This window comes from Chryseobacterium vietnamense, assembly GCF_031454475.1.
Classification (GTDB): domain Bacteria; phylum Bacteroidota; class Bacteroidia; order Flavobacteriales; family Weeksellaceae; genus Chryseobacterium; species Chryseobacterium vietnamense.
This window is the reverse complement of sequence record NZ_JAVDQX010000002.1, coordinates 546,136-558,027: the sequence shown is the minus strand read 5'-3', so window position 1 is coordinate 558,027 and position 11,892 is coordinate 546,136. Positions and strand designations below refer to the sequence as shown.

Sequence of the window (11,892 nt, the reverse complement as noted above, 5' to 3'; positions counted from 1 at the left end):
ACCTCTCTAATAAATTAGTTGCTAGTGAAAAACTTCAATTATCTATATTATTTCACTAAAAGATATGTGAAATGAATTAATTGTTGTCTATTTCTGAAAAGTACACCTTATTAAAATGATGAGTATATCCGTCTTTCATAAACTTTCCTTGCTTATATAATTCTATTGCTTGTTTTCTATTTTTTTCCAACTCTTGAGAATTATTAAACACCTCATAGACTTTGGAAATATAATACAGATTTTCAGCAAGAGGATGTATTTCTGATTGCTTTTGAAAAGCTTTCATTGCGTTGGAATAATCTTTTATTTCAAAATAAGTAACACCTAACTGATAATAATCAAACCATCCAGGAGGATAATCTTTTTGGGAGAGCTGACGCTGAATAATCTCAATAGCCTTTTCCTTTTTCCCCAAGGCACTGTAACAGATTGCCTTTGCTATCTGAAGATGATAATCTCCATTCGCAGAATACCCTATATCCTTCACCAATTTTTCCAGCTCCTCAAAATCGGCAATTGCTCCTTTATAGTCTTTAAAGAATTGATACCTACACCAACCACGATAACCGAGATTGTCTTGTTTATTATAATAAACGGCCTTATCTATTAGTATCTTCCAGTTTATAAAGTCTCCGCTTTTTAAATAGGCAACTGATTTTTCTTTGTAGCCATAGGCAAAATAAGGGCAGACTTCAATAGCCCTATCATATGCCTGTTGAAATTCCTTACTGAACTGATAATATTTATCATCAATTTTTTCGACCATTTTACATGCTTTATACTGTAAAGTATCACCATAATATTTAAAAGCATAGCAATTAGGCTGGGCATTCAGTTTTGAAAAAAGTAAAGAAGTTATAATGATAAGAATATATTTCATGTTATGGCATTATTTCAATTAAATTTCCATTTTCGATTTTAAAGATCAAGTACTGATAATAATCAACTTCGTGATCTTTTATCTTTTTAGGAATCCACCCATCTAAACCTTTGGCTATCATTAACAATTGACTGGTTATCTTATTATCGAATTTTTTGGGATTATAATTCTCATCCACTCCTATTACCCTGAAACGATCTGTTTCACTTTTACAGTTAACAACAAACCGAATTCTTATCAGTCCTGTTTCATTAGGAATATTCTGGTTTTTATACCGCATAAAAAATATTTTATCAATTTCTATCTTTTCACCTTTATAATTTTCAGGTTCGCTTGTATAATTGAAATATTGAAAGATATGTTTTCCGAAACAAAGATTATAATCTTTGTTGTCAGAGTCAGGATTAAATTCTATATCCCCAATATTAGCAGGATATTCCGAAATTTTTTTTTCAATCTGACAGCTAAATAAGACAGGAATTATTAAAATAATTACTATAGGTATCTTTAGTTTCATTGCGGGATTTTAAAATCTTAATAATTTACATCTCAAAATAGACTCTTGTAATAAAAGATCAGTCTTCAATTTTTACGTTTAAATCTCTACTCATTAATCTGAATATAATGTAGAGCTTTTTATATTTAATTAACATTACAATAAATTTTCTTACTAGCAAATAGTACTTTCTATTGCTCTTATATTACACATTCAATTTTTGTACGGTCATCACCAACTCTTCGTAAAAATAGCATTTAATATTCAAAATAATCTCTCCCTTTATTTTTTAGGACAGTTTTAAATATTTAAGAAAAATAAATAAGAGAGCTAATAGCTCTCTCATCTTTTGTTTTTAAGAATTAAATTAAAGAAGTAAACCGTCTTTAAATCTAAATAAGTTATATTCTTATCTTCTAATTCTATCCCAGATTTCATTTAATGCACCCTCTAGTGTTCCTTGAGCACCAGTGCTAGGATTTTGAGGATGACAATTACCTAATCCTCTTACAGATAATTTTTGTAATTCTAGGTTTTGAGTTCCTACATTTTTCTTGAATTGATCAAGTGTTAATCTTTTTTCCATTTTTTTTGAAAATTTGTTGTTAAAAATTGATTATTTATATAAAGGAATAACACTATATAAATTTATATAGATTTTCCTATGTATAGAATTGAAGTAAAAAATAATTTTTATAAACAGAAATAATTTGGAGAGAAATTGACAAACTTATTGTTGTTTTCTGTCTTTCTGTACTTAGCAGAATCTGCTACAAGTGTTGTTGAGTTTAATTTGAATTTCATCGTTTTTGTGTTATTTTAGTTTTGTAAAACTATTATAAATTTTGATATAGGAGTAGTGTTTACATATCTTTTTATATGCGCCGCATATAAATTACACATTTATTTCCCTTAGTAGCTTATATGAAAATACGTACGATTGATTTGACACATCAATAGATTCAATTAAGTTATTTTTCCTTTTATATATTTTATTAAAAGTATTTACAAATAATTTATACCAATCTTGTCCGTCCTCAGCCATTAAATTAGGAATATTAAACATATTTATACCTGTTTTAAATCTTTTCATGTTAAGAGAAAACCTTCCAATTACTTCTGCATTTTGTTTTGCTTGTAAAGCATTTTCATTTATAACTATTTCTAAACAAGTATTAATAATTATAAAAGTAAATAAACCATGAAATCTAGAATACAAATCACCATGTTCATTTACATCTCCTGTTATTTTAGAAAATTTTGTATCAAATGGATAATTAAATAAATTAAATTTAGAATCATATGTTAGAGTATTAAATACAACATGTGCGCTTTCATGCAGTATATGGTCTAAAAAAAACACTTCATCATTTTCATCATGAGCGTTAAGAAAGATCATATTATGAGCATGAATATTTGCAAAAGAATTTGGCTCCCCATCAAAAATCATTACTTTTTTAACGGTCTTTTTAATTAAATTAAAATAAGCAGGAAAATATTTCTTTATTAGCAGGATTGCCTTATTAGCATGGTCAATATGTTTTGTATATGTTTTTTCGATTTCTATATCAACTATTTCATCCTGAGCATCTAGAAATATTTTTTTCAAAAGTGGATGTTGACATTTGACTATTTCAATATTTTCATCTAAAAAAAATATAGGCTCAAAACTATGAGAAATTTCAGTTCCTTCGTCATCAATGATAAAGAATATATTATTTTTTGACTCTAAAAAAAGTTCTTTATTGATTTCTTGTGTATAAAAATAACCAATTTGAGGAATATAGATTACCCCTGTATTATTAGAAAACACTTTAATTTTAGATTTTGGATTTTTCTCATACCCATATATGATCGAATCTAGCCAACTATCTTTTTCTTGCATAATGTAAGCAAAAAGCAAAGGTTCAAGATATATTTGATCATCTTCAAAATCAATTCTTTCAAAGATATTTTCATGTCTTTGATAAAGAAGCATTTTTAGAGAATCAATAACACTTCCCTGACAACTGTCAAAATTTTTATAAAAATCCATAATTATCTTTCTTTAAAGTTTCGTACTAACGTGTATATAAACCTTTGTAATAATCTTATATCATCTGTAATTATTTCAGCTTGACCCATAAGATTATTAGGTGTAATTTTTTTATTGTAACTAGTCACAAGACCGTTATTAAGCTCTATAATAACATAGTAAACATTTTCATTCGTTACATTGGTTACTTTTTTCACCTTTCCTTCTAATACACCATATTCTTCAAACGGATAGTTTAATAATTTGATATTTACCTTTTGCCCAACTTTAACTTTACCTGCTCTTTCAATAGGCATTTTAGCTCTAGCAAAATATTTCCCGTTATCATTATTATTAGGAATAATAGAAAACAGAGTCTGTTCATTTTTAACATATTGGTTTTTTTGCCAAATGTCAAAAAAATTGATTTCCCCATCAGTGGAAGCTTCTATAAGATACTTATTTTTCCAAGTTAAAATTTGTGCTTTTAGTTCTTGTGCTGCATTTTCAAGATTCGTAGAAAGCTCAATCTTTTGATTTTCTTTTTGTAAATTTAAATCGACATTCTCTTTCTTGATAATACTTTTATCACTTTCTAAATTTGAAATATTAGAATTAAAACTTTTATATTTATTTTCAGTTTGAAGTAATTCTATTTGACTTTTTTCAAATTCGTTTTTAGAAATCACACCTTGTTCAAATAAGTCTCTGTTTCTACTGTATTCTTTTTTCTTTACCTCATATTCTTGACGAGCTATCTCTTTCTGGTTGCTAAATTCCCCTTGAACATTATTTACTTTATTGATTCTATCTTGATTTGAACTAATTCCTACCAATTGGGGATTAAAAGTATTAAAATACCTATATTGATTTAAAGCTTTTATAAATTCATTATAATAAGATTGTACTTCTCCGAGTTTTAAATTTAGTGGAGTAGGAATTGTTTTTATATCTGAATTATGATTTAGGAGAGAATCAATTTTTCTAATATCTTCTGTTTTAGCGGGGTTCTCAATTATTGCAAGCCAACTGCCTTTTTTAACTTCGCTTCCATCCAAAACATTAAGCTCATTAACTTTTCCATTTGTTCTTGAAACTAAATAAACAGGTGGATGTTGAGATGTAACTTCTACTTGAGTAGAAACTATATCAGGATATTTTATCATCCAAGAAATAAAAAATAAAACAGTAATAAAAATGAAAAAAATTGAGTTTCCCCATGTAACAATCCAAGAAGGTGTTTTTTCGAGAACTTCTCTGGAATAATCACTATGCTCCTCTAATAAATCTATCTTCTTTTTCATCAATTTGAAAGTTCTAATTGGTTTTTAACTAACTCAAAATATGCACCTTTAATACTAACCAAATATTCATGATTTCCTTGTTCTACAATTTTACCTCGGCTTAAAACTACAATATTATCTGCATTTTTAACTGTACTCAATCTGTGAGCAATAACTACTACTGTTTTTCCATTAAAAAAATCATTTAAATTATCTAATATTGTTTTCTCATTATTCGCATCTAATGCGCTAGTTGCTTCATCAAAAAATAAGAACTCTGGATCTTTATAAACTGCTCTTGCTATTAATGTTCTTTGCACTTGCCCCCCACTTAATGACATACCAGTAGATCCAGCAGATCCAATTACAGTATTATATCCAGTCGGTAAATTTTCAATCATTTCTTCAATATTTGCAATTCTTACAGCATTTGCAAGTTTTTCTTTATTTAAAGGAGCCTCTGAACCAGACTCGGTAATGTTTCTAGAAATTGTGTCGGAAAATATATATCCATCCTGCATTACTACACCACATAGATTTCTCCATTTTTTTGTATCTACAATTGAAAGGTCTAATCCTCCTAACTTAATTTTCCCTTCTGTTGGTGCATATAATTTTAAAAGTAATTTTAAAAGAGTTGTTTTTCCACTTCCACTTTCACCAACAATTGCAGTTATCTTTCCTTGGGGAATTGTCAAATTGACGTCATCAAGAATTACTTGAGATCCTTTTCCGCCGTATTGAAAAGAAAGATTTTCGAGTTCAATAGAATGATTTTTAGGAATATCATGACTGAATTCTTGCTTCTCATATTCATCTTCGATATCTTTTACTTCGTTAATTCTAGCGAGACTCATTTTAGCATCTTGTGCATCTCTAAAAAACTGAATGATTGAAAGAAGAGGATTATTTAATTGCCCAATGATATACTGGATAGCGAGCATCATTCCCAATGTCATATCCCCCTTTATAACGGCATATGCTGCAGTAAAAGATATTAGTATATTCTTAATTTCATTTATTGAGCCAGCTCCAATAAATTGAATTTGAGATAATTTAAGAGATTGTATTGAGTTTTTCAACAATCTTATTTGCATTTCTTCCCACCCCCATCTTCTTCTTTTTTCAGAACCATTAATTTTAATCTCTCTGATTCCATTTATTATTTGTAGTAAACTACTTGAATTACCAGAAGATTCGTCAAATCTCCTATGATCTAACTCCGCTCTTTTTTTAATAAAAAATAAAATCCAAAGGAAATAAAGGGTAGCCCCAACAAAGAAAATTGCAAAAATAGTTTTATTATAATATAAGAGAATACCCATAAAAATGAGCATATTGAAAAAAGAGAATAGGGTTAATGGTGATGTTGTTAAAAACCTCTCCAGCCTATCCGAGTCTTGTAATCTTTGTAAAATATCTCCTGGTCGTTTTGCATCGAAATATTTTATAGGAAGTTTCATTAGCTTGATTAAAAACTCTGTTGCTATCTTTAAATTTATTCTAGAGCCAATATATAACAAAAGCCAACTTTGAATAAAATTGATAAATGCTTGTGAAAAAAACAGCGTGAGTTGTGCTATTAAAACCAAACTTACAAAGCTTAACTCTCTATAGTTAATCCCCTTGTCAACAACAGACTGAGTTAGAAAAGGAAGTATTAACTGAATAATACTCACAATAGTAAGACCAACTATAATTTGAAAAGTATATTTTTTATAAGGCTTTACATATGGAATCAAAGAAGAGAATCCAATATTTTTTTTACTTTCTTCCTCTATACTATGGAACTCTGATGAAGGTTCAAAGATAATAACTAAGCCCTCGTTTGTATCATTAAGATACTTTGTGTTTTGCCAAGCCTCATTAAACTTTTGTTCAGTATAACTAATTAATCCATATTCAGGATCAGCAACGTAAACTTTATTTTTCTCTACTTTGTAAACAATAACAAAATGCCTTTGTCTCCAATGTACTACACAAGGTAGAGGAGCTTGATTTTTTAAAGTTTCAAAATTGATGCTTGCTACTAATGATTGAAAACCTATTTTTTCCGCAGCTTCTGTCATTCCCATAACAGAAATACCATCTTGCGTAATATTACATAAATCTCTTAAATATTCGGATGAGTATACCTTACCATAGAATTTTGCTAGCATTTTTAGACACGTTGGTCCACAGTCAGTTCTATCATATTGCTTGAAAAAAGGGAATTTTTTTTTCCTAAATTGCATTTGAGTTTTTAATTTTGAACAAATATACAATATAGATGATAAAAATAGAAGAAATATCTAAAATAGGTCTTGGGACTTATAGAATGTCAAGTGATAATGAAGAATACATAGAGGTTATAAAATATGCTATTGATTGTGGTATAAATTTAATTGATACTGCTGTAGGTTATGGTTATGGAAAATCTGAGCTATTAATAGGACAAAGTATTGATTCAGAAACAAGAAATTCAATATTTATTGTTTCCAAAACAGGATATTCCAATGAGGAAGAAGTAGCAGAATTTAATCAAAAAGATTCCAATTTAATAACATTAGATGAAAATACATTGTTTTCTAATTCTCCAGACTTCATTTCCTTTCAATTAGAAAAGTCTTTAAGAAGGTTAAATACAAACTATATTGACTGCTATTTACTTCATAATCCCGAATATTATTTTGAGAAGAATTTTTCTGCTGAAGAGTTAACAGTAATAATTTTCGATTCTTTTAAACTATTAGAAGAGAAAGTAAAAGATGGCAAATTAAGATATTACGGTATAAGCTCTAACAATTTTTCAAAGATTCCATTAAAAGCAATACTAAATAATTTACCTATTTTTCCTAATTTTAAGTTTCTTCAATTTCCATATAATATAGTTGAAAGAAATGCTTCGTTTCTTTTTGATAATGAAAATAGCATTACAATAGATCAATTAAAGAAGATGGGATTTTTTATTCTAACAAACCGCCCTCTTAATACCATTCTAAATGGTAAATTATTAAGACTAGCCGATACAGATATTAATGATGTAAAATCCCTTGAATATGAAGAAGAGGTAATATTCCATGATTTACTACAAAAAATACAAAACTCCTTGTCTAAAATGGATGAAGATCCTAAGATAGAGGAATATTATCCAATACAATTCTTTGTAGAGAACAGAAAAAATATGCCAGATATAACAACAATTAATCTGGCTGTTAATGATTATTTATATCCTTTTTTATCAGCAATTAATTTAGTGGATGAAAACACCATTAATGTTTTAAACAATCTTAAAAATTATTGGCATGTTTTTTCTCTGTATGACAATCAGGAAAGATTGAATAATTTGAAAGTTTTTCTTGATAGTCAAGGAATAATAGATAAAAATTATAAAGGGAACTTTTCTTCTTATTTAGCGGGATTATATCTCGAAAATTCTGGAATAAACTCAGTTTTAATGGGATTAAGAGAAAAAAAGTATGTGGATAGCGTAAAATATTTACTGTAATATTTTAGTTGAAATAATGAGAAAAGGGATCGTATTATGAAATGAATGGAGAAATAAACAATATAAAAATCCATATTTAACCCTTACAAATCCTCCTACAAATGAAGATATTAGTTTAGGGAGTGTAATTATGGGGGCTATTAATAAAGTATCTAAAGTAAATTCATAATTTGAAATATGCATTATTGCGAATAAAACTGAAAAAAAATAAAAAATTACATTAAAATTATTTTTATATAATTTCACAAAGCTATTAGAATATTTTAAACAAAATAAATAAAAGAAAATTCCAACTAAGATTGAGAAAACGATTCTAAGAAAAAAGTAGTTTTCTGTATCGAAGTGATCTTTTAAAGTAAAAAAGTAATTAATAGTATAAAAAGACAATACAGTTATAGATAAAGATAAACTGATCTTAGAATAGCGTAGGGGCAACCTAAAAGCAACTTCTTCTATTAATGGAACAATTAAACAAGTTAGTATGAAAAGAGTAAAATCATAATTTTCTGCGCTTTCATGTATTTTTACCGATTTATTGGTAATATAGGTTATGACTATTGAAAGTATTAAAGTTAATGGAAAACTGACAATAAACAAAACAACGGTTTTATATATCTTTCTATATATAGAACTATTTTGTTCCTTTTCTTCATCAGGATTATATATAAATTTTAAAAGCTCAATAAAAACTGATGTTCTAGCATTAGGCATTTAGGAATTCTATTTAATATTTACATTTTTTCAGGTTTATCAAATGCAATTACAGTTTTATATTCCATAGCCAAAATTGGCTAAGATTGAACAATTTGTAACCTATCTTGATCAATATATGAGGAGCATTTATTAGAAAACACATTTTTAATAGGCATCATCATTTGTTTAAATAAAAGTAATTTTCACAAAAGTATAAAAATCAATTTATTTAAATATTTAATATACAATTACAAAAACGAGCATTCAATAATATCATTTTTTAAATGAATAAGTTATATATTTAAAAGGTCATTTAAGCCATATTTATTGAATAATAACTTTCCAACTTCAAGCCTCGACCAGCCTTCTTTTAATTTATAAGTAAATGACAGTTCATTATTCTCTAAATAACATTCTAAATTCAGCAGTACAACACTTTTATTTTCAGTTAAATAACTTTCGATAAGATTCAAGTGCGTAGAAAAAATAAACAATGAATTTTTATATTTAGATAATCCATTTACTGTATTGACAGTAATTTGTGCTGCATCGTTGATATTGGTTCCACTAAATATTTCATCAAACACAACAAAACAATTTTTAGATTTTAACTCTAATAAAACATTTTTTACATTCATAATTTCTTGTGCAAAATGACTATAGCCTTCTTTTATATTATCATTAACCGAAAAAAATAAGAAAACACTATCATAAAAAGGAATATTACAACCTTTGGCTGGAACAGCAATTCCTAAATGAGCTAGTAAAACAATAATACTGATTGATTTCATTGTAGTAGATTTTCCTGACATATTAGCCCCAGTGAAAACAATTACATTTTTATTATTTATATTTATAGTATTTTTAACAGCATTTTTCACATCTAAATGGTAGAAATTCTCAATTGCAAAATTATTTTCAGAATTAAATTCAGGAAATACTAAATTGTTTAGTTTAATTCCTTTTGCTATACTGGCATATACATCAAATGTATAAAAGAAATCCCAAAATAAATCAAAGTTTCCCGATTCAATTTCAGGCATGATTTTGAGAAGAAAACCTTTCCTCGTCTTAAATTCAAGTTCCTTATTATAAAATTCATTGATAGGTAAAGAATTGATGAATGCAATCATTTTGTCAATTTCAAAAGAATAATCCAAGCAGATTTCTTTCTTTTGGAAATTTCTCAAAAGCAATCCAAAATGATAAAAAAAGTCAATCAAGAGGGAAATATTGGTATTTATTTCCTTAAAATATTCACGATATTTAATGCTTGCTAAATAGTTATATTGGGTAACATCAATTTCATCCAAAAACTTTTGAATTGCAGAAATTCTATTTTCCCTAATCTCATAGAGATCAACAATTTGAAAGTTTTCTAAAAACAATTTCAATTTTTGCTGAATATAAAGTGTCTGATTTTTATTAAAAGTTTTTTGATTAAAAAATGATATTAAATATTGCTTGGATTTTCTTGTTTTAGTGAAATTAAAATGAGTTAATATTTCAGAAATGTTTTCCATGATTCATTTGTGTTAATATTTTCATTTGTAAAGCTATATATTTAATCCAAAATTTAAAAGAAAAACTGAAATTAATAGGTAAGTTTCACAAATCTATCTCAAATCTATCTCAATTACTGCAATAAGTTCCTTTCACCAATCCTCTACCTATTTTAAAGTTTATTTTTTCTTGTTCATTTTTTTATAATCATAGAAAACATAACCTGTTCCATGAATATCTAATAATATTGCCCTATCTATACACAGTTTCAGTAAATAATAATTTTCATCATCTACAATTTTGTAATCATAGAATTTCACTGGATATTTTGGAAATTTTATTTTTTGTGAGTTATCGAATAAATCATCATCAATATTGACAAATGTTTTGCTATTGTTAAATAATTCATTGGTACATACAACTTTTGATTTGTTTGTCCCTGTATTAAACGTACATACAGTGGGCATTTTCTTATATTTTATATGTTTTCCATACTCCAAAACTTCAATGACATCATATCCGTAGGAAAATGTAATTTTATCATGATATACCTGTGCTGATAGAAAAAACTGTAAAATAGTCCTGTGAATAAAAATAACCGTTTCATGTTATCCTATTTACTGGAATTAGCAGTATCAAAGGGATTTTCATTTGTTCCCATAAAAACACTTCCCATACGTTTATATTTCATTGGTTTTCCTGCAACACAAACCGAATACATTCCATTACCTTTTTGTTCTGAAATTCTCAAAAAAATCACATCTTTCTCGTTACATTCATTTTCTACTGCAATATGCTTTCTAAGATCTTCAATAGTAGCATCTACCTTTTTTAAAAAGGATTGTATTTTTTTATCTGGTTTAGGTTCCTGATAATTAACTGGAAGATTACATTTGTTCTGTTCTGTTTGTTGTGCATAGGACAGTCCTGAGATTACTAGACTAATTGTGAATACTAGTGTTTTCATAAGATGAATTTTTAATTCACCCGAGCCTGATGTGATTTTTATTAGTGATATTATAAAATAGAAAAGGACGTAGGCTCGTAACTCTTATTTACCAATAGAGGCTCTGGTAAGCCATAAGGAATAAATAAGCGAAACCCACGCCCCAATAGATATACAGGACGTGAGCGTTCAACTTACTATTCTACTCCTTATTTTGAATTTACCAGATTCCTATTGGCAGAATAATTATTAACGCTTTTTCGTTTTCGATAAAATTTGAATTACAAAGATATAAAAATTTGTAATCCTTTTCTACCTATCAAAAATTGTTCCTAGTCTTATGAAAACAGCATTTATTTCATTCTATTAATATTTACTATATCTTTCTATCTATATTATTTCTTAATTCAATAACTTGGAGATTTTTTTATGAGACATTCAGTAGTTCATTATTCCAATTTAAAACTAGGAATAATACCCATATAATGACTTAAAAATAAACTCTTGGACAGTTTCTTTCATTATTTTGAACCAACTTACTGTAGTACAGATTGAATCATGAATCGTCCAAAGTGGCATATCGGGATTTA

General features: G+C 27.4%; 11 protein-coding genes. 1 reads left to right on the top strand and 10 read right to left on the bottom strand.

The genetic code is table 11. From position 1 onward, the window contains the following. Nucleotides 1–76 precede the first annotated feature (76 nt). The 6 genes from J2786_RS11760 to J2786_RS11735 all read right to left on the bottom strand — a co-directional run bounded on the left by J2786_RS11760 (nt 77) and on the right by J2786_RS11735 (nt 6,907). Entirely contained in the window at nt 77–880 is an 804-nt protein-coding gene (locus tag J2786_RS11760; protein ID WP_310025323.1) for a tetratricopeptide repeat protein, read from the bottom strand. Nucleotide 881: 1 nt separating this feature from the next. Further along, nucleotides 882–1,397: a hypothetical protein gene (locus J2786_RS11755; protein WP_310025320.1), complete on the bottom strand. Its 516-nt coding sequence runs from the start codon at nt 1,395–1,397 to the stop codon at nt 882–884. Nucleotides 1,398–1,785: 388 nt separating this feature from the next. Beyond that, nucleotides 1,786–1,962, bottom strand: coding sequence for a hypothetical protein (locus J2786_RS11750; protein WP_310025317.1), 177 nt, complete (start codon nt 1,960–1,962; stop codon nt 1,786–1,788). A gap of 309 nt (nt 1,963–2,271) precedes the next feature. After that, complete coding sequence (locus J2786_RS11745; protein ID WP_310025313.1) at nt 2,272–3,411, bottom strand: hypothetical protein; 1,140 nt, start codon at nt 3,409–3,411, stop codon at nt 2,272–2,274. A 2-nt stretch (nt 3,412–3,413) separates the two neighbouring features. After that, nucleotides 3,414–4,694, bottom strand: a complete 1,281-nt coding sequence (locus tag J2786_RS11740; RefSeq protein ID WP_310025311.1) for an HlyD family secretion protein — start codon at nt 4,692–4,694, stop codon at nt 3,414–3,416. Beyond that, on the bottom strand, nt 4,694–6,907 hold the full coding sequence (locus tag J2786_RS11735; protein WP_310025309.1) for a peptidase domain-containing ABC transporter: 2,214 nt from the start codon (nt 6,905–6,907) through the stop codon (nt 4,694–4,696). The genes J2786_RS11740 and J2786_RS11735 overlap by 1 nt, the downstream gene beginning before the upstream one ends. 35 nt (nt 6,908–6,942) lie before the next feature. Here J2786_RS11735 and J2786_RS11730 point away from each other — a divergent pair, with 35 nt between their 5' ends. Further along, nucleotides 6,943–8,160: an aldo/keto reductase gene (locus tag J2786_RS11730; protein ID WP_310025306.1), complete on the top strand. Its 1,218-nt coding sequence runs from the start codon at nt 6,943–6,945 to the stop codon at nt 8,158–8,160. On the opposite strand, the gene J2786_RS11725 is transcribed toward J2786_RS11730, so the two are convergent. The 4 genes from J2786_RS11725 to J2786_RS11710 form a co-directional block, all read right to left on the bottom strand. Further along, nucleotides 8,152–8,871, bottom strand: coding sequence for a CPBP family glutamic-type intramembrane protease (locus J2786_RS11725; RefSeq protein ID WP_310025303.1), 720 nt, complete (start codon nt 8,869–8,871; stop codon nt 8,152–8,154). The two genes, J2786_RS11730 and J2786_RS11725, sit on opposite strands and share 9 nt — an antisense overlap. Before the next feature lie 275 nt (nt 8,872–9,146). Continuing rightward, complete coding sequence (locus tag J2786_RS11720) at nt 9,147–10,376, bottom strand: MutS-related protein (protein WP_310025300.1); 1,230 nt, start codon at nt 10,374–10,376, stop codon at nt 9,147–9,149. Between the two features lie 159 nt (nt 10,377–10,535). Then, nucleotides 10,536–10,823 (bottom strand): hypothetical protein, encoded by a 288-nt coding sequence (locus J2786_RS11715; protein WP_310025298.1) that lies wholly within the window; start codon nt 10,821–10,823, stop codon nt 10,536–10,538. A 146-nt stretch (nt 10,824–10,969) separates the two neighbouring features. After that, nucleotides 10,970–11,323 (bottom strand): hypothetical protein, encoded by a 354-nt coding sequence (locus J2786_RS11710; protein WP_310025296.1) that lies wholly within the window; start codon nt 11,321–11,323, stop codon nt 10,970–10,972. Nucleotides 11,324–11,892 lie beyond the last annotated feature (569 nt).